The organism is Parvimonas sp. D9 (assembly GCF_035282565.1).
GTDB classification, from domain to species: Bacteria; Bacillota; Clostridia; order Tissierellales; family Peptoniphilaceae; genus Parvimonas; species Parvimonas micra.
Genome location: NZ_JAYKBM010000001.1, coordinates 406,181 through 431,659, shown reverse-complemented (window position 1 = coordinate 431,659; position 25,479 = coordinate 406,181). Strand labels below are relative to the sequence as shown.

General features: G+C 27.4%; 22 protein-coding genes. 20 read left to right on the top strand and 2 right to left on the bottom strand.

All coding sequences use genetic code 11. The features are described 5' to 3' along the window. Positions 1–150: 150 nt before the first annotated feature. The 4 genes from VJI94_RS02080 to VJI94_RS02065 all read left to right on the top strand — a co-directional run bounded on the left by VJI94_RS02080 (position 151) and on the right by VJI94_RS02065 (position 7,963). Positions 151–2,226: a glutamine synthetase III gene (locus tag VJI94_RS02080; protein WP_324008128.1), complete on the top strand. Its 2,076-nt coding sequence runs from the start codon at positions 151–153 to the stop codon at positions 2,224–2,226. Between the two features lie 9 nt (positions 2,227–2,235). Next, positions 2,236–3,840 carry a CTP synthase gene (locus tag VJI94_RS02075; RefSeq protein WP_004833209.1) on the top strand — a complete coding sequence of 535 codons (1,605 nt, stop codon included), beginning with the start codon at positions 2,236–2,238 and terminating at the stop codon, positions 3,838–3,840. 197 nt (positions 3,841–4,037) lie between these two features. Further along, positions 4,038–4,502, top strand: coding sequence for a hypothetical protein (locus tag VJI94_RS02070; RefSeq protein ID WP_041954105.1), 465 nt, complete (start codon positions 4,038–4,040; stop codon positions 4,500–4,502). 275 nt (positions 4,503–4,777) lie between these two features. Further along, complete coding sequence (locus VJI94_RS02065) at positions 4,778–7,963, top strand: hypothetical protein (protein ID WP_324008127.1); 3,186 nt, start codon at positions 4,778–4,780, stop codon at positions 7,961–7,963. Between the two features lie 67 nt (positions 7,964–8,030). Here VJI94_RS02065 and VJI94_RS02060 read toward each other — a convergent pair whose 3' ends face one another. After that, positions 8,031–8,189, bottom strand: a complete 159-nt coding sequence (locus VJI94_RS02060; RefSeq protein WP_324008169.1) for an IS3 family transposase — start codon at positions 8,187–8,189, stop codon at positions 8,031–8,033. 560 nt (positions 8,190–8,749) lie between these two features. Here VJI94_RS02060 and VJI94_RS02055 point away from each other — a divergent pair. From VJI94_RS02055 to VJI94_RS02045, 3 genes are all read left to right on the top strand, one after another. Continuing rightward, a complete protein-coding gene (locus VJI94_RS02055) occupies positions 8,750–9,529 on the top strand; it encodes a type III pantothenate kinase (RefSeq protein WP_324008126.1) in 780 nt (259 codons plus the stop codon). Between the two features lies 1 nt (position 9,530). Then, the gene (dusB, locus tag VJI94_RS02050; protein WP_324008125.1) at positions 9,531–10,481 is read left to right on the top strand and encodes a tRNA dihydrouridine synthase DusB; all 951 of its coding nucleotides are present in this window, start codon (positions 9,531–9,533) and stop codon (positions 10,479–10,481) included. Positions 10,482–10,547: 66 nt separating this feature from the next. After that, a complete protein-coding gene (locus VJI94_RS02045) occupies positions 10,548–12,287 on the top strand; it encodes a flavocytochrome c (RefSeq protein ID WP_324008124.1) in 1,740 nt (579 codons plus the stop codon). A gap of 32 nt (positions 12,288–12,319) precedes the next feature. Here the strand turns inward: VJI94_RS02045 and VJI94_RS02040 are convergent, their stop codons facing one another. Beyond that, a complete protein-coding gene (locus tag VJI94_RS02040; RefSeq protein ID WP_324008123.1) occupies positions 12,320–14,167 on the bottom strand; it encodes an ATP-dependent helicase in 1,848 nt (615 codons plus the stop codon). Positions 14,168–14,249: 82 nt separating this feature from the next. Here VJI94_RS02040 and VJI94_RS02035 point away from each other — a divergent pair, with 82 nt between their 5' ends. The 13 genes from VJI94_RS02035 (at position 14,250) to VJI94_RS01975 (ending at position 25,445) form a co-directional block, all read left to right on the top strand. Then, positions 14,250–14,969 carry a tRNA1(Val) (adenine(37)-N6)-methyltransferase gene (locus VJI94_RS02035; RefSeq protein WP_324008122.1) on the top strand — a complete coding sequence of 240 codons (720 nt, stop codon included), beginning with the start codon at positions 14,250–14,252 and terminating at the stop codon, positions 14,967–14,969. Continuing rightward, positions 14,953–15,792: a 16S rRNA (cytidine(1402)-2'-O)-methyltransferase gene (rsmI, locus tag VJI94_RS02030; protein ID WP_324008121.1), complete on the top strand. Its 840-nt coding sequence runs from the start codon at positions 14,953–14,955 to the stop codon at positions 15,790–15,792. The genes VJI94_RS02035 and rsmI overlap by 17 nt, the downstream gene beginning before the upstream one ends. After that, complete coding sequence (gene udp / locus VJI94_RS02025; protein WP_324008120.1) at positions 15,793–16,572, top strand: uridine phosphorylase; 780 nt, start codon at positions 15,793–15,795, stop codon at positions 16,570–16,572. 151 nt (positions 16,573–16,723) lie between these two features. Next, the gene (rpmG, locus tag VJI94_RS02020; protein ID WP_009372623.1) at positions 16,724–16,873 is read left to right on the top strand and encodes a 50S ribosomal protein L33; all 150 of its coding nucleotides are present in this window, start codon (positions 16,724–16,726) and stop codon (positions 16,871–16,873) included. A 22-nt stretch (positions 16,874–16,895) separates the two neighbouring features. Then, entirely contained in the window at positions 16,896–17,102 is a 207-nt protein-coding gene (secE, locus tag VJI94_RS02015) for a preprotein translocase subunit SecE (RefSeq protein WP_004833219.1), read from the top strand. A gap of 33 nt (positions 17,103–17,135) precedes the next feature. After that, positions 17,136–17,675: a transcription termination/antitermination protein NusG gene (nusG, locus tag VJI94_RS02010; RefSeq protein ID WP_324008119.1), complete on the top strand. Its 540-nt coding sequence runs from the start codon at positions 17,136–17,138 to the stop codon at positions 17,673–17,675. Between the two features lie 100 nt (positions 17,676–17,775). Next, positions 17,776–18,201 (top strand): 50S ribosomal protein L11, encoded by a 426-nt coding sequence (rplK, locus tag VJI94_RS02005; protein ID WP_004833221.1) that lies wholly within the window; start codon positions 17,776–17,778, stop codon positions 18,199–18,201. Positions 18,202–18,247: 46 nt separating this feature from the next. After that, entirely contained in the window at positions 18,248–18,943 is a 696-nt protein-coding gene (gene rplA, locus VJI94_RS02000; RefSeq protein WP_324008118.1) for a 50S ribosomal protein L1, read from the top strand. A 205-nt stretch (positions 18,944–19,148) separates the two neighbouring features. Next, on the top strand, positions 19,149–20,885 hold the full coding sequence (locus tag VJI94_RS01995; RefSeq protein WP_324008117.1) for an ABC transporter ATP-binding protein: 1,737 nt from the start codon (positions 19,149–19,151) through the stop codon (positions 20,883–20,885). Then, positions 20,885–22,603, top strand: coding sequence for an ABC transporter ATP-binding protein (locus VJI94_RS01990; RefSeq protein ID WP_324008167.1), 1,719 nt, complete (start codon positions 20,885–20,887; stop codon positions 22,601–22,603). The genes VJI94_RS01995 and VJI94_RS01990 overlap by 1 nt, the downstream gene beginning before the upstream one ends. Before the next feature lie 179 nt (positions 22,604–22,782). Beyond that, on the top strand, positions 22,783–23,475 hold the full coding sequence (locus VJI94_RS01985) for an energy-coupling factor transporter transmembrane component T (RefSeq protein WP_324008116.1): 693 nt from the start codon (positions 22,783–22,785) through the stop codon (positions 23,473–23,475). After that, positions 23,453–24,880, top strand: coding sequence for an ABC transporter ATP-binding protein (locus VJI94_RS01980; protein WP_324008115.1), 1,428 nt, complete (start codon positions 23,453–23,455; stop codon positions 24,878–24,880). Before VJI94_RS01985 ends, VJI94_RS01980 begins: the two co-directional genes overlap by 23 nt. Further along, positions 24,870–25,445, top strand: a complete 576-nt coding sequence (locus VJI94_RS01975) for an MptD family putative ECF transporter S component (RefSeq protein WP_324008114.1) — start codon at positions 24,870–24,872, stop codon at positions 25,443–25,445. The genes VJI94_RS01980 and VJI94_RS01975 overlap by 11 nt, the downstream gene beginning before the upstream one ends. The last annotated feature ends 34 nt before the right edge of the window (positions 25,446–25,479 follow it).

Here is a 25,479-nt window from a genome sequence, read left to right as displayed (position 1 = left end):
TTAAGTCTTGACATAATTGAAAAAATATTCTATTATATTAATGTAGGTCGAACAAAAATATAAGTGAATAAATAAAAAATTTAGTAAATTGGTTTTTTTTTTCTCTATTTAGAGGTAAAAAGAAAACCAATTTTTTTATAGGAGGAAATTATGAGCAGAATTGAAGACTTTGGAAAATTTACTTTTGACAAAAGTGCAATGAAAAGAAAACTGCCGTATCCGATATATCTAAAGTGGAAAAATGCAATTAGAAAAGAAGAATTGTTGGATAAAGACAGTGCTGATATAATTGCACATGCAATGAAGGAGTGGGCAATTGAAAAGGGTGCGACGCATTATTGTCATTGGTTTCAACCTTTGAATGGTAATACCGCAAAAAAACATGAGAGTTTTATAAGTAAATCAAATGAAAATTTACCTATAGTTAGATTTTCTGGAGAAGAACTTTTAAAGAGTGAACCTGATGCTTCATCTTTTCCAAATGGAGGAATGAGATCAACATTTGAGGCGAGAGGTTATACATATTGGGATTGTACCGCAAATGCTTTTATAATGGATAATATTTTATATATTCCTTCGATTTTTGTTTCTTTTGATGGAATAAGTTTGGATAAAAAAGCCCCGCTTTTAAAAAGTATGGACTTTTTATCAAAACAAGCTACAGCTTTATATAATTTATTTTCAGATGAAAAGATTTTTAGAGTTAGAATTAAGGTTGGTTTAGAACAGGAATTTTTCTTAATTGATAGAAAATTTTATGAACAGAGAGTTGATCTTATAAATACGGGAAGAACATTAATTGGTGAAATGCCTCCAAAAGATCAAGAGTTATTACAGCATTATTTTGGTTCAATTCCTAAAAGAGTTATGAATTACTATAATAGTATAAATAAAAAATTAGAGGATTTAGGTATTAATTCTAAAACCGAACATAATGAAGTAGCTCCCGGACAGTTTGAAGTTGCAATTTTATATGATACAGTAAATGTTTCTGTTGATAATAATCAAATTGTTATGGAAGTTTTAAGAAAAACAGCTTATGAGCATGATCTTGTCTGTTTATTACATGAAAAGCCATTTAAAAATGTAAATGGAAGTGGAAAACATAATAATTGGTCTTTGGTTACGAATTATGGGAAAAATTTGTTAAAATTACCAAAAAAGGATAATGAAATCGATAGGTTAATTTTTGCGATTTTTATGGTTTCTACCGTTTCTGCTGTAAATAAATATTCTTCACTGCTTAGAGTTTCATCTTCCAGTGTTAGAAATGACTTAAGGCTTGGTGGAGATGAAGCTCCACCTTCAATAGTATCTGTATATTTAGGAAATGAGATAGAAAATATTTTAGATGATATTTTAGACTTGGAAGTTAAAAATTCTATTAAATTAAATGATTTTAATATTAGTAATTTGGAATTTGCACCAAGAGATACTGATGATAGAAATAGAACATCACCTTTTGCTTATACTGATGGAAAATTTGAGTTTAGAATGTTAGGTTCAATGCAAAGTGCAGCAGATTGTAACATAATTTTAAATACAATAGTTGCCTCAGAGCTTAAAAATATTTTACAAAGAGTTGAAAATATTAATGATAAGTCTGAAAGAATTGTGGCTTGCAAAAATATTCTAAAAGAAATCTTTATTGAAAGTGAAAGAATTTTATTTTCTGGCGATAATTACTCAAAAGAATGGGTTGAAGAGGCAGAAAGAAGAGGACTTAAAAATAATAGAACATATTTAGAAGCTTTGTTATGTGCTAAAGAAAGTAAGGAATATGAAGTTCTTTTGAAAAATGATATTTTAAACGATTTAGAATTGAGTGCCGTTTATGATGTTTGTATTGAAGACATCAAAAATACCTATATGTTAGAGATGAAAACATTGGTTAATATGATTAATAAAGATGTTATCCCATCTTGTATAAAAGAACTTAATTTTGAAATGATTTTAAATGATAAAATAAAAAATGCAAAGCTTAATGAAAGAGTAAATAAACTCAATAATTTACTTGAAGGATTATTTGTAAAACTTGAAGAATTTAAAGAGTTTGAAAAAACAATTAGAAGTAAAAAAGGAATTGAAGAAGTAATTAGTTTACATAAATTCGTTCCTAGAAAAATAGAAGAAATTAGGAAAATAAGTGATGAAATTGAATCAAATGTTTCAAGAGAAAATTGGAATATACCAACTTATGAAGAAATGTTTAGAGTATTAAATTAGGAGGATGTAATGAGTAAATTTATTTTTATTACCGGAGGAGTAGTTTCAGGGATTGGTAAAGGAATCTGTGGGGCAAGTTTGGGAAGACTTTTAAAGGACAGAGGTTTTAGTGTTTTTATGCAAAAATTTGATCCTTATATTAATGTTGACCCGGGTACTATGAGTCCTTATCAACATGGAGAGGTTTTTGTAACAAAAGATGGAGCTGAAACAGATTTGGATTTAGGACATTATGAAAGATTTATTGATGAAGAGCTTACTCAAAGAAGTAATGTTACTACTGGAAGAATTTATAGTGAAGTAATTCAAAAGGAACGTAGAGGAGATTATAACGGGGCAACTGTTCAAGTTATTCCACATATTACTGATAGAATAAAGGGATATGTTTATAAGGCTGCTGAGGAAAGTAAAGCTGATATAATAATAACTGAAATTGGTGGTACAGTCGGAGATATTGAATCATTACCTTTCATTGAAGCAATTAGACAAATTCATGCGGAAAATAAAAAAGAAGATGTTTTATTTATTCATACTACTTTGGTACCTACTATACCAGGATCAGATGAATTAAAAACTAAGCCAACTCAACATTCTTTTAAGGAGCTTATGAGTCAAGGAATTAAGACAAATATAATAGTTGTTAGAAGTCCTGAAAAAATTTCTGATGAAATAAAAAATAAAATCAGTCTTTTTTGTGATGTTCCAAAGAGTGCAATTGTTCAATCTGAAAATGTTGATTTTATTTATGAAGTTCCTGTTAGATTACATGAACAAGGTTTAGATGATTATGTTTTGCATAAACTTTGCCTTGAAGGAAATCCAATAATAAAGAATAATTGGAAAGAAATGATTGATTCTTATAAAAATGTAAAAACTGAATTAGAAATTGGACTTGTTGGCAAATATGTTCAACTTCATGATGCTTATCTTTCAGTCTCTCAAGCGTTAATAGATGCAGGATATAAAAATGCTCATAAGATTAATATTCATTGGATAAATTCTGAAGAAGTTACTGAAGAAAATGCCAAAGAAGTATTTAAAGGGCTTGATGGAATTATTGTTCCAGGTGGATTTGGAGGAAGAGGTATTGAAGGAATGATTGCAACAAGTAAATATGCAAGAGAAAATAATATTCCTTATTTTGGTATTTGTCTTGGAATGCAAATCGCTATTATAGATATAGCTAGAAATGTTGCAAATCTTGAAGGAGCAGATTCAACTGAAAAAGATGATACTACAAAATATCCTGTTATAGATTTGATGGAAAATCAATTTGATGTTGAAAATATTGGTGGAACTTTAAGACTTGGGAATTATGATTGTAAACTTTTAAAAAATACTAAAGCTAGAGAACTTTATAATTCTGAAATTATTCAAGAAAGACATAGACATAGATATGAATTTAATAATAAATACAGAGAAGAACTAGAAAAGGCTGGGGTTATTTTCTCTGGGATAAATCCTGAACTTGATTTAGTAGAAATTATAGAATATACTGGCAGTGATTATTTTGTTGCTTGTCAATTCCATCCTGAATTCAAATCAAGACCAAATAAAGTCCATCCACTATTTGATGGTTTTATAAAGGCATCTATAAAAAATAAAAATGAATAGAATCAATGGTAAGAAACATACTATTTGTTTCTTACTTTATTGTGAAATAACAAGGTTCCCGGGAACCCACCCGATGCAAAGCATCGTGGAAGGGTGGGGTTCTTATTTATATGCTGATATAGACATGTGTTTTGTAAAATGATATAATTTTAGTGAAAAAATTTTTAATAATGATATTAATATAGGAGGAAATAATAGTGGGATTATTTGATATTGTTAAAAAAGCTATAACAGGAGCAAATGATGAAGATAACAGAAAAAATAAGGCAAGGATGCGTGAAATTTTCAATTCTTGTGTAGAAAACGGCGACGAATATAAGTTAATTTACTGTCATATGCAAAATGAGACTAATGCTGTTGTTGTAAAAGTTACAAAACATAGTAATTTTATTGTAGGATATAAAGAGGGAGAAGTTGTTATAATTGATGTAAATGCTACATTATCAGAATATGGAGAACCAGAATTCTTTAATAAAGAAAATGGAGCAACAATAAAAACATTTGTAGGTTATTGTGTTGCTGATAAAGAAAATGTACATTATCAATTTGAACCTATAACATTTGAGCCAGGATTTGTAAACGGTGCAAAATATAAAGTATCAATTTCACAAAGTGTTGCTGAAGTTTCTGAATTCCGTAAATTCTTCAAACGTGGATTGTAATTTAATATTTATTTTATAAGATTTTGACGATTAAGATTTCTTCTTAATCGTTTTTTTGTTGAAAAATTATGTTTATGTTCTTAAATCGATTGATAAATATTTCGGAAGTTTTAAATTGTTTTTTAATAAGATTATCTTATTTTTAAAGTATAAATATTAAATTTTTTAATGAAATGCTTTTCTGTGTTGACTTTGATATATATAAATATATAATAGTATTATATGTTTATTAGTTTAAAACATATTGTATATTTTTATAGAGAGGAAGTAAAAAAATGAAAATCAAGAAAATTTTGTCGGGTATTTTGGCTTTGATTATTGTATTTACAACTATTATTAGTTCAAATATTTTTACAAAAGCTGAAGAAACACATCAAGTAAATGTTGTTACTTGGGATAAGAAGAATAAGAAAAATGAAGATACTGTTGGAGAATTAAAATTTACAATTAAGGCTGGTTATCCTCTAAAAAAAGTTGGAGAATTTACTTCTAAAGATGGAATTGCTCAAATGCCTAAATTGGAAGATGGTGTTTACAGTATTGTTCTGGAAGAAAATGATTATTATCAAGCAAATGATATATTTTTAACTGTTGAAAATGGTGAATATTCTTTTGATGGAGAAGATGATGAAGATACTATTACAGTTGAAAAAAAGAAAGGGGTTGTAATTCCTACTCCTAATCCATCTAATCCGGAAGATGAAATTAGTAAAGCATTATTGGTAACAGATGAAAAAGGATCAAGCATAAAGGATGTATCATTTGAAGTTATAAGTGATGGAAAAACTAAAGTTGTAAAACCGGATAATAATAGTGCAATTAATTTTGGAGTTGAAGAAAACAAAACATATACTATAAAATTAATTTCTAATGACAAATATGAAATGGAAGATGTTACATTTACTTGTATAAAAGGAGTTTCTGATTTTGGAACACCTATTTATAGGTTAATGAATGGAAATAACGAAATAACAAGTTTATTATTGAAAAATAAGGAAGTACAACCACCGGTTCAACCTGTTGAAAAAGAATTTACATTTGATGTGCTTTGTGGATCTTGTGGTAACACTTCAATTGCAAAAGAATTAAGTTTTGAAGTTATAGGAAAAGATAATAACAAAGTAACATATAAATCAAATTCCGGTATAGTTAAATTTAAATTAGTTGAAAATGAAGAATATACTGTTAAATTATTAGAAGATGTTGAATATGAATTATCAGATATTAAGATTAATGTAAAAAAATCTAATGGAGATCTTAAAGTTTACAAAGAAGACGGTACAGTCTTAACAGAATTTGTAATGAAGAAAAAATCTACAGGAAATTGTGTAGAAGATTTATGTGAATTTTCAGATAAGAAAATTACAATGTCAGAAATACCTATAAAAGTTCTTCAAGATGATATGGAAAGAGATTTAAAAACTAATGAGGAAGTAACATTTAATTTATATAATGCTACAAAACAAGAAAGAGTTGCAGAAATAAAAACTGTTAATGGTAAACTTCCACCTTTAGAAGTTTATGAAAAAGATGATTATATACTTTTTACAAGTGGTAAAAATAAAGACTTTATAATGGCAGATGCTCCATTTATAAAAGAAGTTAGTGAACTTTACTTTAGAGCTAATGGAGAAGGAAATTTACCAATAAGACATAAAACAAAAAACCCTTATGCAACCGGAGCACATCTTAACATAGAAAGAATAGTTGTTAGACCTTTAGAATCTTATGAAAAAATTAATGAAAAATATAAGATTAATTATGTAAGAATAAAACAAGATAAATCAAATCCTAAAGATTATAGTAAAGTAAAAGTAATTTTTACAAGTGAGTATGATACAGTTGTTGCAACAACATTACCAGAAGATGAGTGGGGAGTTCCTTTAACTCCAATTGAATTATATGAAAATGTTCAATATTCAGTTAGAATTGAAGATCCGGATAATAAGTTTGCAATTGAAAACTTTCCTTTTACACTTGTTGATAAATCAGAAAGAGGACCAAATCACCCTAAAAAATGGGGAGATGGTAAATATGTATTTGACCATTCATGCTGTAGAAATGCAACTTTCTTAGAATTGGTAGAAAAAGGTTCAGAAAATAAAAATAATACAAGTATAACTTGTTCAAATGGAAATACAACAGTTTCAGGAATGAATTTTAAAGACTTAAAATTACAAACAATAAGACCGGATAAATCTTTAGTTAAGGGTTTAGAAGGAAAAGACTTCGATTTGTTTAGATTTAAGTTGATAAATGTTAAAAGATGTGAAGTTTCAAAAATGGCAGATGGAAATTTTGTTATTCACAGAACTATTAAAGATGGTAAAATAGCTAAAAAAGTATATCAAGTTGAAAAAGATGGAAGTTTAACAGAACTTGTCTTTAAACAAAATGGAAATGTTGTTGATATTGATACAAAAACTTTATCAATTTATGATACTGTAATAGTATATGAAGAGGAAATTAATAAAGATTCACTTCAAAAAGCTATTGATAAAGCGAAAAATCCTGAAACAACAAAGGGTAAAACTGACGAGTCTATAGAAGCTATGAATAAAGCATTAAAAAAAGCAGAAGAAGTTTTAGCAAAAGAAGACGCAACACAGGAAGAAGTAAACAAGGCAGAAAAAGACTTGACAGATGCAATAAATGCACTAGTTGATAAGCCACAAGCTCCTGAAGTTAATAAAGAAGCATTGCAACAAGCAATAGATAAGGCAAAAAATCCTGAAACAACAAAGGGTAAAACTGACGAGTCTATAGAATTGATGAAAAAAGCATTGGCAAAAGCGGAAGAAGTTTTAGCAAAAGAAGATGCAACACAAGAAGAAGTTAACAAGGCGAAAAAAGATTTAACAGATGCAATAAATGCACTACAAGATAAGCCACAAGAACCTGATGTTGAAAAAGTAGAACTTAAAAATGAGAATGGTTCAATAGTTGTAAAAGGAGATACTAATACTTTAGACAAAAACTGGAAAGTCTTAACAAATGCTGTTAATCCTCAAGAATTGGCAGGAAAAGAATATGATGCTTATGATATAAGTTTAAAAGATGCAAATAACGGAGAAGCTCAACCAAAAGGTGAAGTTACTGTTACAATTAAAGTAAAAGCAAAAGTAGAAAAATTATATCATATAGATGGTGGATTATCAGAAATTCCATTCACTTACGAAAATGGAGAAGTAACATTTAAAACTAATCATTTCAGCGTTTATGCAGTAGTTTATGGAGATAAACAAGACGATAACAACAAACCTGGAAATGATAACAATAAGCCGGGCAATGATAATAAAAAACCGGGTCAAGATGTTAGATCGGAAGATAATTCTAAAAAGAATAAAAAAACAAATAAACTTCCAAGAACAAATATAATTAATGCAAACTATGCTTTAACAGCAATTTTAGCTTTAGGAGTAGCTTCAGCTATTGGTTATAAGAAAAAAGATGATGAATAAATTTTAAAATTTTATTAAAAGACTAGGAAATGAGCCAAACTCAAAAAAATACGAAAGGTTAAATAAATTATTTAAAGGAATGTAATCTATAATCAATAGGAGACATTCCTTTTAAATTCTCCTTAATTCTTTTCGTATTATACCATTTAATATACTCTTTTATATTTTCTATTAATTTTTTATATGAAGAATAATTTTGTTCATAAAACATTTCTTGTTTTAATATTCCAAAAAATTCTCTATTGGTTCATTGTATAGACAGTTTCCTTTTCTAGACATATTTTGTCTAATATTGTTATTTTCTAATGTCCTTATAAAACTACAATGTTGGTAATAAAAGCCTTGATTTGTATGAATTGTTTATTTTTTCTTTGTTTATAATAGTTTTTAAAACTTTTTTAATGACTTATTTGTTAAAGTTTATTGTAGGACTAAAGCATATTGAATATGATATAATTTTTTCGTTAAAAGTATCTAGAATATGTGATGAATATATCTTTTTTGCATTATTTCCTATTTTAAATTCTGTTATATCTGTTAGCTATAATTTATTCGATTTATCAGTTTTTCTATATTGTAATACAAATACTTAAAATTACTGGTATAACTTTTATTTTTAAATTTATATCATATTTTGACATACACCCATAATTCATTTGCCGGGATTTAGAGCTTCATATCAAATTATTTTATTTTTTTATATTATAATTGTATAATTTTTTAAAAAATGTTAAAATTAGATAGAATTATAATTTGATAAAATTTATTAATGAATTGGAGAAATATATGTTATTAGTTATAGATGTTGGAAATACAAATATCGTTTTAGGAGTTTATGAAGGATATTCATTGATTTGTGATTTTAGACTTAATACTATAAAAAATAAAACAAGTGATGAGTATGCAATGTCAATTACAGAGATATTACATGCTAACGATATTAAAAAATCAGAAATTGAAGATGTTATTGTTGCATCGGTTGTTCCTGATGTAATGCATTCAATTGAAAATGCTATAAAAAAATATTTTAATTTAAAGCCTATAATTATAGATGATAATTGTGCTTTGGGAATTAAAATAAATCATGATAATCCTAAAACTATAGGGGCAGATAGAATTGTAAATTCAGTTGCTGGAATTAAAAAATATGGAGTGCCTTTAATAATTATTGATATTGGAACTGCAATTACTTTTGATGTAGTTGATGAAAATTCAGTTTATCAAGGGGGAGCTATCATTCCAGGTATTGGAATTTCATCAGAAGCATTATTTTTAAAAACTGCCAAACTTCCAAGAGTTGAGCTTTTTAAACCTGAAAGAATTGTTGCTAAAAACACAATGGATAATATTAGAGTTGGTATGGTAATTGGATATATAGGACTTATTGAAAAGTTGATTGATGAGATAGTAAAAGAGATGAATTTTGATGTTTCAAAATTGAAAATTGTCGCAACAGGTGGATATTCCAGCTTAATTTCTAAAGATATAGACAAAATTAATATTATAGATAAAAAACTTACTCTTGATGGAATGCTTGAAATCTATAAGATGAAAAAGGGGTTATAATATGCTTGATGGAGATATTTTTTTAGCTCCACTTGCGGGAGTTAGCGATGTTGCATATAGAATTTTAGCTATTGAAATGGGAGCGAGTTTAACTTTTACTGAGATGGTTTCCATAAAAGGATTATATTATGATAATGACAAAACTTCAATTATAACTTATATTGACAAAAGAGAAGGACCTGTTGGATTACAAGTATTTGGAAGTGATGAAAATATTATGGCGGAAATAATCCAAAATAGATTTAATAAAAGAGATGATATTTATCAACTTGATTTGAATTTAGGGTGTCCTGCTCCAAAAATTGTTAAAAATCATGAGGGAAGTTACTTGATGAAAAATCCTAAAAAGGTTAAAAGTATTGTTTCAACTATGGTGAAAAATTCTAAAGTTCCCGTAAGTGTTAAAATTAGATTGGGGTTTGATGAAAAAAATAAAAACTTTTTAGAAGTTGCTGATGCCATTGTTGAAGCTGGAGCTTATATGATTACATTACATGCAAGAACAAGAGAAATGTTTTATTCAGGAAAGGCTGACTGGAATGCTATAAAAACTTTGAAAAATCATGTTCCTATAAAAGTTGTTGGAAATGGAGATGTTTGTAGCGTTGAAGATTATGTAAGAATGAAAGAAGAAACAGGAGCAGATGCAGTTGCGATTGGAAGACATTCTCTAGGAAATCCATTTATTTTTAAACAAATTAAGGATTATAATTTAACAAAAAAATACTCTTCTCCAACTTTGGAAGAGGTTATAGACACTATAAAAAGGCATTATAAACTGGAGCTGGAATTTAAACCGGAAAGAATAGCAATAAGAGAAATGAGAAAAAATATTTTATGGTATTTAAAAGGTTTTAAAGATTCTAATAAGGTGAAAAATACTATAAATACTTTAACTGATATTGATGAAATTTTTGATGTGTTAAATGAATATAAAAAAAGTTTTAATTAAAATTATAATATACATAAAGAAAAATTAATTTCACTATAATTGCTTTTATAAGTTTTGGAGGATATTATGAAAAAATTATTTAAAGTCTTATCATTTTTACTTGTTTTTGTATTATTTTTAACTTCTTGTAAATCTGCAGTAAATGGAACATACGAGGGAAAAGCTAGAGGACATAATGGAGATGTCATTGTTGATGTAAGTTTCGAAAATAATAAAATAAAAAAAGTGTCATTAAAGGAAAGTGTTGAAACTGAAGATGTAGGAAAACTTGCTATTGAAAAATTGATTGAAAAAGTGAATTCAGGAGATTTCAATTTAGATGAAGTAACAGGCGCAACCTATTCTTCAAAGGCTTTTATAAATGCTCTTGCAGATGCTATAAACAAATCTGGACTTGATTATAAAAAAATACTCAAAAACAATCCTACTATGAATGAAAAGTTTGAAACTAAAGAAATGAATGTTGATGTAGTTGTTGTCGGGTCAGGTGGAGCAGGATTAATTGCGGCAATAAAAGCTAAACAAGCTGGAGCTAATGTTGTAATTTTGGAAAAGTTACCAATAATAGGGGGAAATACTTTAATTTCAGGTGCTGAATATGCTGCTCCGATGAATTGGTTACAAGAAAAAGAAAATATAAAGGACAGTATCGACTTATTTAAAAAAGATGTTGAAAAAGCAGGAGGAGATAAAGAACTTATAGATGTCTTAGCTAATAATGCACTTGATGGTGCAAAATGGTTAAGAGATGATGTTAATGTTGAGTGGACAGACGAACTTATGTTTTTTGGAGGTCATTCAGTTAAGAGATCTTTAATTCCTAAAGGGCAATCTGGAAAAGAATTGATAAACAAATTACATGCTAAAGCTGAGGAATTGGGAATAGAAATATTAACAGAGACTAATGCTTATGAACTTATCACGAAAGATAATGTAGTTACTGGAGTTAAGGCTAAAATAAAGACTGGAGAATTGATAGTTAATGCGAAATCCGTTGTTTTAACAACAGGTGGTTTTGGAGCAAACAAAAAAATGCTTTATGATAATGATAAAGAAATTGATGATAAAATTCTTTCAACAAATTCTGCAGGTTCAACAGGTGATGGAATAAAAATGGCACAAGCTATTGGAGCTGATGTTGTAGATTTAGATAAAATTCAGTTATATCCTGTTTGTGATGTTGAGACAGGTAAACTTTTATATACTGGAGATACAAGACTTGTTGGTGGAGCAATACTTGTAAACAAAGAAGGAAAAAGATTTGTTGAAGAGTTGGCTACTAGAAGAGAAATTTCAATGGGAATTAAGGATCAAACGGATAGTGTTGCATATCAAATTTGGGACGAAGAGTCAATGAAAAAATCAAATATTTTACCTACTCATGAAGTCGAATATAATAATTTGATAGAAGGTAAAAAACTTTGTAAGGTAAATTCAATTGATGAAATGGCAGACTTTTTCGGAATAGATAAGGAAAATTTAAAAGCAACAATCAATAAATTTAATGAAGATTCAAAAAATGGAAAAGATACATTATTCAATCTTAGAAGATTAGGTTTTAAAATAGATAAAGCACCTTTCTACTGTTTAAAAGCTGTTCCCGCTGTTCATCATACAATGGGTGGACTTAAGATAAACAAAGATGCAAATGTATTGGATAAAAATGGAAAAATAATAAAGGGATTATATGCTGCAGGAGAAACAACAGGCGGTATTCATGGTAATAACAGACTTGGATCAGTTTCAATTACTGATATAACAGTTTTTGGAATTATAGCAGGAACTAATGCGGCAAAAAATAAATAATTTATATACAAAAAAGGAGCTTTGCTCCTTTTTTAATATTTGTTTTTTAATTCATTGTAGAAAATTGAAGGTTCAACAGGTAGATTATTTCTTTCTTTTATTGTAAATAGGAACAATCTTTTTTTCGCTCTTGTCATTGCAACATAGAACAATCTTCTTTCTTCTTCCAATAATTTTTTATCAAAAGAATTTAATATACTCTTTTGTGGAAATTCTCCATCAATTAGGTCCATTATAAATACATTATCATATTCTAAACCTTTTGCAGAATGTATTGTTGAAATTGATATATTTGAATTTGAATTTGATGCATTTTTAAGTAATTCCTTTAAATTGTCCAATTTTTCTATAAATTCATCAAAAGTTTTTAAATCTTTGGATAAATATTTTATCAAGTCAAAGATTAGATTATAATTTAGATTGGAAAAGTCATTAAAATTATCCAAATAATCTCCATATCCTAGCTCATAGAGAATACAATCAATTTTATCTTCCATTTTCATCCTTTTTAATCTTTTAAAGTCATTCCTTAAAGATGTAAATTTATTTAGATAAAAATCATTTAATTCGTCCAAATCTAGTAAACTTTCTAGTACACATTGATTATAGGGTTTGTATTCCAATTTAGCAATGAAGTCCTTTTTTATATAGGCATTAAGTTTAAAATAAATTCTTTTAAAAACTTCTAAATCAGTTGTATCCTCAGAAAATAAAAGGATATTTTTTACATCATTTAATATTCGGTTTGAATAAAAGTCGAATTTATTCTCTTTTATAAAAAATTCTATACTATTATTTTTTAATATGTCCGCAACATATAATGAAGATATATTATTTCGATATAAAACTCCAATAGTTTCATTAGGGTTTATTTCAAAAATTCTTTTCACCAATTCTCTCGCTTGAATAATGGAGTTTTTAACTTTAAATAGCATTATCTGTGAACTTTCTTCAGTTGTATGCTTTGAAGACTTTTCATATCTTATTTTATTTCCTTGAATTATTTTATTACTTATTTTTATTATATTTTTAGTGGAACGAAAATTTTTATCCATAAAAAATATTTTAGAATTTGGATAAATATTTTTGAAATTTAATAAGTTTTCAGGGCTTGCACCTCTAAAACTATAAATTGACTGATCATCATCGGCTACTATAAATACATTATTTTCAGGAAATACTATTTTTCTAATTATTTCAAATTGCAAAGTAGAAGTATCCTGCCCTTCATCAATTTGGAAAAACTTATATCTATTTTTCAAAGCCTTTAATAGTTTTTTATCTGCTGAAATATATTCATTTGCTAAAATGAGCAAATCATTAAAATCCATAAAATTATTTTGAATTTTTATTTCATCATACAAATTATACAGTTTTAACATTAAAGAACGATTAGAAATAAAATGATTTTTTCTTATATATCCTTCAAAATCATACATTTTATTTTTTGTAAAATCGTAAATTGAAAAGAAATCATTGATTTCTTCATCAGATAGTTTTTTATAATTTTTTTGATAATATACTCTTTTTAAAATTAAAATTCTATTGAATTCTTTATTTCCTTCTATCAAAGTTTTTTTGATGTTTTTTAATTTCATATAATTTCTAACAATTTCATAACAAAAAGCGTGAATTGTTTTAAAAGTTATTTTTCCTCTAAATTCAGAGTTTTGAGCTAAAAATCGTCTTTCCATATCAATTCCTTGAGATTTACTGAAAGTTATTGAAATTATTTCACTTGGATCTATATTATGATTTTTAATTAAATTTAAAATTCTATTTAATAATACAGTTGTTTTGCCTGAACCCGGTACTGCCAAAATCAGAGCAGGGCCTTCAAAATGTTTAATGGCATCAAATTGTTGATTTGTAAAATTCATATCATCACCTTAGTATATTCTATCATAAAAATAATTCCTTTTAAAGCGTATTTATGGTAAAATATAGGTCGGAGGTTATTACATGGATAAACATTATATTCCTAACACCCAAGGTGTTATATTTGCAAATAAGAATAAATTTTCTTTTAGCATTGATTCAATTTTGCTATCCTATTTCTCAAAAGTTAAAAAAGATAAGATATTAATTGATATTGGAGCAGGAACCGGAATAATAGGCTTTAGAATTAATTTTTTAAATAATTTAAAAACTGTATATCTTATAGAAATACAAAATGAAAATGCTGAACTTATTGAGCATAGTATTGTTGAAAATAAACTGAATAATGTTGTTCTTTTAAATAAAGATTTAAAAGAATGTTATAACGAGTTTGAAAATTCATCAGTTGATTATATTGTGTCAAATCCTCCATATAAGAAAATGAATACGGGAATATTAAATGAAGATGAAAATTTTTTGATTTCAAGATATGAATATTCACTTAAACTTGAAGATATTTTAGATTTTTCACATAAAAAGCTAAAATCCGGCGGAAAAGTTTTTTTAATATACAGTATGGAACGTTTAGTTGATGTTTTAAGCGAGTCCAGAAAATTCAGATTAGAACCTAAAAGGATTCAATTTATTTCTACAAATATTGACAAAAAGCCACATTTATTTATGGTTGAGTTGGTTAAAAACGGTAATAGTAATCTATTAGTTGAAGATAATATTTATATTTATGATAAAAATGGAGAATATACTGATAAGATTAAGGAGATATATTATGGAGAGAATTTCTAATATTTATTTTGTTCCAACGCCTATAGGAAATATGAAAGATATCACAATTAGAGCATTGGAAGTTTTAGAAAAAAGTGATATAATCTACTGTGAAGACACTAGAAATAGTCTTAACTTATTAAAATTTCATAATATAAATACAAAATTAGTTTCTTACCATAAATTTAATGAGAGTGAGAGAGTTGAAGAAATAATCAGCAATATTGAAGATGGAAAAATTGTTTCTGTAATTTCTGATGCAGGAATGCCGATAATTAATGATCCGGGTTTTGTGATTTTGCAGGAAGTTATAAAAAGAGATATACCCTATGAAATCTTACCCGGAGCTTGTGCATTAATAAATGGAATTTGCGGTAGCGGATTTGATGCGACAAGTTTTGTATATATGGGATTTGTTCCTAAAACGGATTCAGAACGTAAAAAATATTTTCAAAGTTTTAAAAATATGAATGTTACAGGAATATTTTATGAAAGTCCACATAGACTTTTAAAAACATTAAAATTTTTATATTTCTTATTTGGAAATATAAATGTGTGCGTATGTAGAGAACTTACAAAACTATTTGAAGAGTATAAAAGAGGAAATTTAGAAGAAATTATTTCATATTATTCTGAAAAAGGGGTAAAAGGAGAGATAGTTCTTATAGTAGAAAAAATATCAGAAGAAAAAGAAGATATTGATATTGAAAAAGAGATATTAAATTTAAAAGACGATGGGTACAGTAATAAGGATATTGTAAAAATGCTAAAAAATAATTTTAATATTTCAAAAAATGAAGCTTATGAATTAGTATTGAATTTTAAAAATGAGGAGGAAAAATAAATGTCACAACAATTATTAAAAGAAAAACAATATCATATTGATATGAAAGCGGGAGATGTTGGAAGATATGTAATTTTACCCGGAGATCCAAAAAGATGTAAACTAATTGCAAAATATTTTGATGATGCGGTTTTGGTAGCTGATAATAGGGAATATGTAACATATACAGGTTATTTAGAAGGAGAAAAAGTTTCTGTAACAAGTACAGGAATTGGTGGAGCAAGTACATCAATAGCAGTTGAAGAATTGCATAAAATCGGTGCAGATACATTTATAAGAGTTGGTACTTGTGGTGGAATTGAATTAGATGTTGAAGCGGGAGATTTGGTAGTTGCTACAGGAGCTATCAGAATGGAAGGAACTTCAAAAGAATATGCACCAATAGAATTTCCTGCAGTTGCTGATTTTAATATCGTAAATGAGCTTACAAACGCCTGCATTGAAACTAAACAAAAATATCATGTTGGAGTTGTTCAATGTAAAGATGCATTCTATGGACAACATCAACCTGAAACTAAACCTGTAAGCTATGAATTATTAAACAAATGGGAAGCGTGGAAAAGACTTCATACAAAGGCAAGTGAAATGGAATCGGCAGCACTTTTTATAGTATCAAGTTATTTAAATACAAGAGCTGGTTCAATATTTTTAGTTGTAAATAATCAAGAAAGAGTAAAACAAAATCTTTCAAATAATGTAATAGAAGATACTGATAGGGCTATTAAAACTGCAATACTCGCACTTAGAAATCTTATAAAAAAAGATAGAGAAAACAGATAAATTTATTAATTTTAAAAACAGAATTTTTTGTAAAATAAAGTTTATAATAAATGACTTAAATTGCTTGACAATTATTTTTCTTTATGTTATTATTTTATGAGTAATATAATGTATAATTATGTTCAAATTTAGCTTTCAAGGAGGTGTTTCTATGAGAGATAAAGTTGTGTTGGCATGTACAGAATGTAAAAATAGAAACTACAATACTAAAAAGAACAAAAAAGTTACAACTAACAGAATTGAATTGAATAAGTATTGTAAGTTTTGTAAAAAACACACTCTTCACAGAGAAACAAAATAGTTAGAGATTGGAGGAGAGTAGTATGGCAACAAAAACTACTGATCAAAAACAAAAGAAAACTAGCTTTATGCGTGGAGTACGTCATGAATTCAAAAAGATAGTATGGCCTTCTAAAAAAAGTGTTTTTTATTACAGTCTTGCAGTAGTTACAATTTCTATAATTAGTTCAACTATGATTTGGGGATTGGATAATATTTTAAAAAGATTGTTAGGTTTAATTATCCATTAATTATTAAGGAGGGAAGGACTTTAGTCCGTTTGTATGACAACAGAAGAATTAAAGGATATTAAAGAAAAAGAAGCCAAATGGTATGTAGTACATACATATTCAGGGCACGAAAACAAAGTTAAGGCTAATATTGAAAAGTTAGTTGTTAATCGTGGAAATGACATTGATATATTTGAGGTTGTTGTTCCAACGGTTAAAGAAGAAACAGAAACCGGAAAAATTAAAGAAAGACAATTATTTCCCGGATATGTTTTAGTTAAAATGATAATTACAGATATTTCTTGGTATTTAGTTAGAAATACTAGAGGAGTAACTGGATTTGTAGGCTCAGGTAATAAACCTGTACCTCTATCAGAAAAAGAAGTTGAAGCATTAGGTGTTTCAGCAAAACCATATGATAATGTGGATATACACGAAGGAGATTCTATTACAATTATAGATGGAGCATTTAAAGATTTGACTGCTAAAGTAATAGAGGTATCTCGAGAAAATGGTAAATTAAAAGCTTTCGTTTCTTTATTTGGAAGAGATACGCTTGCTGAATTAGATTTTAGTGACGTAATAAAAAATTAAATTTGAAAATAATTTGAAAAATATTCAAAACAGAGATATACGAGAGTGGGAGGGGTTTAGCACCCGAAAACCACATTAGTTTTTAAGGAGGAACTATAAAATGGCTAAAAAAGTACAAGCATTAGTAAAATTACAAATTCCAGCAGGAAAGGCGACTCCTGCTCCACCAGTAGGTACTGCACTTGGACCTCATGGTGTAAATATAATGCAATTTACAAAAGAATTTAACGCAAAGACAGCTGATCAAGCTGGATTAATTATTCCGGTTGTATTGACTGTTTACCAAGATAGATCATTTACATTCATTACAAAGACTCCACCGGTACCAGTATTAATTAAGAAAAAATTAGGTATCGAATCAGGATCAAAAGTACCAAATAAGACTAAAGTTGGTAATTTAACTAAAGAACAAGTTAGAGAAATTGCAGAAGTTAAAATGCCTGACTTAAATGCTGCTACTATTGAAGCGGCTATAAGTATGGTTAAAGGTACTGCCAGAAGTATGGGAATAACTGTAGAAGAGTAATATTAAGTGGGAGCAAAAATTAGCGAACACCACAAGGAGGATATAAATGAAAAAAGGTAAAAAATATTTAGAAAGTTTAAAATTAATAGATAAAACAAACTTATATGATTTAAAAGAAGCATGTGAGTTAGCCGTAAAAACTTCAACTGCAAAATTTGATGAAACAGTAGAACTACATGTTAAATTAGGGGTTGACTCAAGACACGCTGATCAACAAGTTAGAGGTACAGTAGTATTACCTCATGGAACTGGTAAAACTTTAAGAGTTTTAGTTTTATGTAAAGAAAACAAAGTTCAAGAAGCAAAAGATGCCGGAGCAGATTATGTTGGAGCAGATGATTACATTCAAAAAATCCAAAATGAAAACTGGTTTGATTTTGATGTAATAGTTGCAACTCCTGATATGATGGTTGTTGTTGGTAGAATTGGTAAAATTTTGGGACCTAAAGGTTTAATGCCAAACCCTAAATCAGGAACAGTTACATTTGATATAGCTAATGCCGTTAAAGAAATTAAAGCTGGTAAGGTTGAATACAGAGTTGATAAAGCTAACATCGTTCACTGTCCAGTAGGAAAAGTTTCTTTTGGAGCTGAAAAAATAGAAGAAAATTTAAGAACTATAATTTCTGCTATTATAAAAGCTAAACCATCAGCAGCCAAAGGGAAGTATTTAAGATCAGTTTCTATTGCAACTACAATGGGACCTGGAATTAAATTAGCTTCTACTAAATTGGGAGAATAATTAACAAATTTTTGGACACCGTAGAGGTGTCTTTTTTTTTTTGTATATTTTTATTTTAATTTATAAATTAAAATAAAAAGTAGTATTAAAGATATTGAAAAGCAATATTAAAAGTGTTATAATATTTTTAAACGACGAGAACGTCGTTTGAAAATATTTTTAATCAAATTGATATTTTAAATATCAAATAAAATAGGAGGATTTAATGGATATTTATAAGAAATTATTCAAATATGTGCCTGATAAAAAATTTCTCGTATATATAGCTATTTTTATGAGTATTATTTCTTCAGCACTTTCAATTTTACCGTATTGGTATTTGTATAAATTTTTGAATGAATTTTTGTTAAAAAAAGATTTTACTCAAGCTAAAAACTATGCGATTACTATTTTTATTATTATGATAGTACAATCTTTAATTTATTTTATTTCAGTAGGATTTACTCATTTATTTGCTTTTAGATTGGAAACAAATCTTAGAAAAGCAGGAATAAGTCATTTAATGAAAGCTTCTTTTTCTTTTTTTGATGTCAATGAATCAGGGAGAATCAGAAAAATAATAGATGATAATGCCAGTGATACTCATATGATAGTTGCACATTTAATTCCTGATATTACTGTTGCGGTAGTAACGCCTATACTTTTATTTGTAATAATGTTTTCTGTAGATATTTATTTAGGTATAGCTACTGTTATTTTAACTATTTTATCTGCTATTTTTACCAAACTTATGTATGGAGATATTAAGTTTATGGAAAAATATAATAAAGCACTTGAAAGAGTTAATAGTGAGGCAGTTGAATATGTTAGAGGTATGCAAGTTTTAAAGATATTTAAAGCTTCAATATTTTCTTTTAAATCATTTTATGATTCTATCGTTGACTACTCTAAAACTGCTTATGAGTATAGTAAAAGCTGTAAACAGCCTTATGTTATATTTCAAATTGTTTTACTTGGCGCAGCTGCTTTTGTAATTCCATTTGCAATCATGTTTTCAAAGGGTACAGAAAATAATGTAGTAATAATGATTAAATTAATTTTTTTCACATGTTTTATTGGAACTTTGTTTAGTTGTCTTATGAGAATTATGTATGTTGGAATGCATCAATATATGGCAACGCAAGCAGTAGAAAAATTAGAAAATCTTTTTACAGAAATGGAAGCAAATGATATTAAGTTTGGAAATAATAAAGAGTTTTCTGGTTATGATATAGAATTTAGAAATGTTAGTTTTAAATATGATACTGCTAATATTTTGGAAAATTTAAGTTTTAGACTTGAAGAAAACAAAACTTATGCTTTGGTTGGTTCATCAGGTGGTGGTAAGTCAACCATCGCAAAATTAATTTCCGGTTTTTATAATATTGATGAGGGAGCAATTTTAATTGGAGGGAAAAATATTTCTACTTATTCAAGGGAAGCTCTTATGAATAATATCTCATTTGTTTTTCAAAATTCAAAACTTTTTAAGACGACAATTTTTGAAAATGTAAAGATTGGAAATGAAAATGCTAGTTATGAAGAAGTCATGAATGCTTTAAAATTAGCAAGATGTGGAGATATTTTAGATAAATTTGAAACTCGAGAAAATACTGTAATAGGATCAAAGGGAGTTCATCTTTCAGGTGGAGAAATTCAGAGAATTGCAATTGCTAGAGCAATTTTAAAAGATGCGAAGATTATAATTTTAGATGAGGCTTCAGCAGCATCTGATCCGGAAAATGAACATGAAATACAATTAGCTTTTTCTAATTTAATGAAAGATAAAACTGTAATTATGATTGCGCATAGATTGAGTTCAATTAGAAATGTTGATGAAATATTGGTTGTTGATAATGGAAAAATTATTGAAAGAGGAACAGATAAAGAGCTTATGGAAATTGATGGAAGATATAAATTTTTACAAGATTTATTCTCTCAAGCAAATGAATGGAGGATATAATTATGAAAATGCTTAAAAGAATGTTTCAATTAACTGATAAGGGAACCGCCGGAATCATAAAGGCATCAATAGCATCATTCTTTTCATATTGTAGTTTAATGATTCCAATGATTTTACTCATGTTTTTTATTCAAAATGTTATTGAAGGGAAAGAAAATACTATTTCTTTCTTTGTAATAGGAATATTAATTATGCTACTTATAATGTATATTCTTATGTCAATAGAATACGACTGTTTGTATAACGAAACATATAAAGAAAGTGCAAATATTAGAATAGAAATAGCAGAGATTTTAAGAAAATTACCACTTTCTTTTTTTTCAAAGCATGATGTTTCAGATTTGTCTCAAACAATTATGAAAGATGTTTCAGTTATTGAACATGCAATAAGTCATGCTATTCCAAAGGCTATAGGACTTATATTTTATTTAATAATAATAGTAATAATGTTATTAATTTATAATTTCAAACTTGCTCTTTGTATTTTAATTCCTATTATTTTGGCAACTGGGTTCATATTAATTACAAAAAGAATACAAGTTAACGGAAATAAAAAATATTATAATGTTATGAGAGGTATTTCAGAAGATTTCCAAGAATCAATTGAATTACAACAAGAGATAAAAAGTTATGGACAAGTAGATAAAATTACTAAAAAAATATATGATGATATTGACTATTCAGAAAAAATTCATATAAGTGCTGAAGGAAAAATGGTGCTTCCATTGAGTATTTCAACAAATATACAAAATTTAACTTTAGGAGCTACAATATTATTTGGAACAGCTTTATATTTAAAGGGTGAGGCGTCTATTCTTTATCTAATAGGTTATATAATGTGTGCTTCAAAGATTATTGACGCTGTAAATGGAATGCTTTCAAATTTTGCAGAACTCATGTATTTGGATGGAAATTTACAAAGAATTAGAGAATTAAAAAGTACTAAAATTCAAACCGGAGAAGCTAAGGAACTTCATAATTTCGATATAGAATTCAAAAATGTTGAGTTTGGATATGGAGAAAATAAAGTAATTAATGATATTTCATTTATTGCAAAACAAGGTGAAGTTACCGCATTAGTTGGGCCTTCAGGTTGTGGAAAAACAACAGTTCTGAGATTGATGTCAAGATTGTATGACTATGATAACGGAAAGATAATTATAGATGGAAATGATATAAAGGGTATTGAAACAGAGAGTCTTTTTGAAAATATTTCAATAGTTTTTCAAGAAGTTACATTGTTTAATACTTCAATTTTAGAGAATATCAGATTTGGAAATAAAAATGCAACTGATGAACAAGTTAAAGAAGCTGCAAGACTTGCTAATTGTGAAGAATTTATTGAAAAATTACCTGAGAAATATAATACCTTAATTGGAGAAAATGGAAGTAAGTTATCAGGAGGAGAAAGACAGAGAATTTCAATTGCACGTGCATTTTTAAAGAATGCTCCAATAATTTTACTTGACGAAATTAGTGCAAGTCTTGATGTTGAAAATGAAATGAAAATACAAGAAAGTTTAAATAAACTTATTAAAAATAAAACTGTATTAGTAATTTCACATAGAATGAAGTCTATTGAAAATGCAAATAAAATAATAGTAATGGAAAATGGAAAAATAGAATCTCAAGGAAATCACAATGAGCTTTTAGAAAAATCTAAGGTTTACAATACAATGGTTAAAAATTCTAATTTAGCTGAAAATTATAGTTATTAATATGAGTGCTGTTTTTACAGCACTTTATATTATGAAACAACGTACCCACCCGATGCGAAGCATCGAGGAAGGGTGGGGTTGTTATTGTGAAACAACAAGGTTCCCGGGTATCCACCCGATGCGAAGCATCGAGGAAGGGTGGGGTTCTTATTAATTTTTAATCGATTGGGGGAATTTATTTGATAGAGCAACGTAGAATAAATTTATTTGTCTTAATTTTTATGAATTTGATTTTTGGAACGTTGATTTTAGTGTGGAATAATTTCAAATTAGATATGATTTATTTTTGTATTTGTTCTTTAATTTTAATTTATAGTGGAAAAACCAAAAGATTTATAAAATTTTTAATTTTTTATCTTATTTGTTTATATATAGTTTTTTATATAAAGTTGCCTGATGATTCATTTTTCTCCTTCATAGGTTTTATCAGTTATTCAAATGTAAAGATGTGTCCAACATACATGATAGCGAGTTTTATTGTTTTAGATATAAGAACAAGTGAATTGATTTATGTTTTAGGAAAATTGGGATTTGGTAAAAAAATCAGATTTGCATGTACGATTACTTTAAAATTTATTCCTATTTATTTTGCAGAAAAAAGAATTATAAAAAATGCTTTAAAACTTAGAGGAATAGATGTTTCATTTACTAAACCTATTAAACGATTTGAATATTATATTGTACCGACTCTTTTTAGAGCATCAAATATTGCAAGTGAAATGACGGAGTCAGCATATACAAGATGTGCGATGTGTACTGATAATATGAATTCAATATACTATAAAAAGTTTGATATAGTAGATTTTATTCTTATTGTTATGTTGATTTTACTAGTTGCTTCTTGGGGAGGTGGATTTATTGATAAAATTTGAAAATGTAAGTTTTACTTATGAAGATTCTAATAAAAAAGCCTTAGAAGATATAAGTTTTGAAATAAATAAAGGAGAGTTGGTGTTAATAACAGGAGCTTCTGGTTCCGGTAAATCTACGATATACAAATGTATAAATGGACTAATTCCACATATTTATGACGGTGAACTTTTAGGAAATATTTTTATTGATGATAAAAATACGAAGGATTGTGAGAATTATGAGCTGTGCAAAATAATAGGTTCGGTTTCTCAAAATCCGAGAGGACAATTTTTTACTGATAATACCACTTCTGAATTGGCATTTACTTTGGAAAATTTGGGATATGAAGTTAAAGAAATTGTAAAAAAAATAGAAAATATTTCGAATTTCTTCGGTATTTCAAATATTTTAAATAAAAATGTTTTAGAAATTTCTGGTGGCGAAAAGCAAAAAATCTCTATTGCATGCGTTTCAATATTAGATGCAAAAACTTTAATATTTGATGAGCCTTCTGCAAATTTGGATTACTTAGGAATTGAGCTGTTGAAAGAAATTTTTTTAAAATTAAAGAAAAATGGATATACGATTGTCGTTGTTGAACATAGAATTTTTTATTTAAAAGAAATTTTTGATAGGTTAATTCATATAAATAAAGGGAAACTTATTGTAAATTTAGATAGAAAAGATGCTTTAAATTATAGTGCAGAAGATTTGAGAAGTTTAAATCCTTTCGATAATGAATTAACTGATATGAGAGAAGTAAAAAGAGAAGAAAAAATATTAGAAATAAGAAATCTTAAATTTAAAGACATTATTAAAGATATTTCTTTTGATGTTTATAGAGGTGAAATAGTTGGACTTGTAGGGAAAAACGGCGTTGGAAAATCTACAATTTCTAAGTTGATTTCTGGAATATATAATAAAACTTCAGGAAAAATTTCAAGTAAAAGTTTACCATTTGTCTTGATGCAGGATGTAGATTACCAATTATTTTCAGAAAGCGTGTTTTCAGAATTTTTCTTATCAAAGAAAGACTTGACTGATGATGAAGTTTTGGAAATATTAAAAGTTATTAATCTATATGAAAAAAGAAATTGTCATCCATTTTCGCTTTCTGGTGGAGAAAAACAAAGATTGCTTATGGGAATTTGTGCAAAAAGTGATTCTGATATTTTAATTTTAGATGAGCCGACTAGCGGTTTAGATTTTAACAATATGATTATTATTTCTGATATTATAAAAAAATTAGCAAAAGATAAAGCAATAATATTAATTTCTCATGACTATGAATTGTTGTCAAGAGTTGTAGATAGAGTGATATTTCTTGAAAATGGAAAAATCACAGAAGACTTTATTTTAAAAGAAAAAAATCAACTAACTAATATTTTTCAAAAAATAAAAGGAGGAAAAGAAAATGAAAATTAAAGATTTAGTTTTAGTTGCTATTTTAGGAGCGTTAAATTTAGTTGTTTCAATGATTGTAACATTTGCATTATTCCCATTGGGACCATATGCTCATTGTATAAGTCCGGGAATTGCAGGATTGTTTACAGGTACAGTTTTTGTATTTATGTGTAATAAAGTTGGGAAAAAGGGGAGTTTTTTGCTGTTTTCAGGTGTTTATTTGATTGCAATGGCTGGTGTTGGATTTTACCTTCCGTGGATTATTTCATATACGGTTTCCTTTATTATAGGAGAAGTTATACTTTCATATATGGGTTATCAAAATAAAATTGCTCAATTTATAGCTTTTGGATTGATTCAAGTAGGAAGTGAATGTGGACAAATAATACCGGTAAATTTCTTCTTAGAATCATTTAAGAAAACTTGGGTAGGAAAAAATGGAGTTACAGAGAGTGCTATAAATGAGATGATAAAATTTTCAACTGGAACATATGGATTAATTAACCTTTTGATTGTATTTATACTAGGAGGACTTGGAGTTGTAATCGGAAATAAAATTTTGAAAAAACATTTTAAAAAAATTTAAAAATTTGGAAAAATAAAGATTTTAAGAGATATAT

Bases quoted from the DNA above. Each gene is read 5' to 3' on its own strand.
- rplA (WP_324008118.1), top strand. From the start codon at position 18,248: ATGAAAAAAGGTAAAAAATATTTAGAAAGTTTAAAATTAATAGATAAA.
- VJI94_RS01975 (WP_324008114.1), top strand. From the start codon at position 24,870: ATGAAAATTAAAGATTTAGTTTTAGTTGCTATTTTAGGAGCGTTAAAT.
- VJI94_RS02045 (WP_324008124.1), top strand. From the start codon at position 10,548: ATGAAAAAATTATTTAAAGTCTTATCATTTTTACTTGTTTTTGTATTA.
- rplK (WP_004833221.1), top strand. From the start codon at position 17,776: ATGGCTAAAAAAGTACAAGCATTAGTAAAATTACAAATTCCAGCAGGA.
- nusG (WP_324008119.1), top strand. From the start codon at position 17,136: ATGACAACAGAAGAATTAAAGGATATTAAAGAAAAAGAAGCCAAATGG.
- VJI94_RS02065 (WP_324008127.1), top strand. From the start codon at position 4,778: ATGAAAATCAAGAAAATTTTGTCGGGTATTTTGGCTTTGATTATTGTA.
- dusB (WP_324008125.1), top strand. From the start codon at position 9,531: ATGCTTGATGGAGATATTTTTTTAGCTCCACTTGCGGGAGTTAGCGAT.
- VJI94_RS02075 (WP_004833209.1), top strand. From the start codon at position 2,236: ATGAGTAAATTTATTTTTATTACCGGAGGAGTAGTTTCAGGGATTGGT.
- VJI94_RS02035 (WP_324008122.1), top strand. From the start codon at position 14,250: ATGGATAAACATTATATTCCTAACACCCAAGGTGTTATATTTGCAAAT.
- rsmI (WP_324008121.1), top strand. From the start codon at position 14,953: ATGGAGAGAATTTCTAATATTTATTTTGTTCCAACGCCTATAGGAAAT.
- VJI94_RS01995 (WP_324008117.1), top strand. From the start codon at position 19,149: ATGGATATTTATAAGAAATTATTCAAATATGTGCCTGATAAAAAATTT.
- secE (WP_004833219.1), top strand. From the start codon at position 16,896: ATGGCAACAAAAACTACTGATCAAAAACAAAAGAAAACTAGCTTTATG.
- udp (WP_324008120.1), top strand. From the start codon at position 15,793: ATGTCACAACAATTATTAAAAGAAAAACAATATCATATTGATATGAAA.
- VJI94_RS02080 (WP_324008128.1), top strand. From the start codon at position 151: ATGAGCAGAATTGAAGACTTTGGAAAATTTACTTTTGACAAAAGTGCA.
- VJI94_RS02040 (WP_324008123.1), bottom strand. From the start codon at position 14,167: ATGAATTTTACAAATCAACAATTTGATGCCATTAAACATTTTGAAGGC.
- VJI94_RS02055 (WP_324008126.1), top strand. From the start codon at position 8,750: ATGTTATTAGTTATAGATGTTGGAAATACAAATATCGTTTTAGGAGTT.
- rpmG (WP_009372623.1), top strand. From the start codon at position 16,724: ATGAGAGATAAAGTTGTGTTGGCATGTACAGAATGTAAAAATAGAAAC.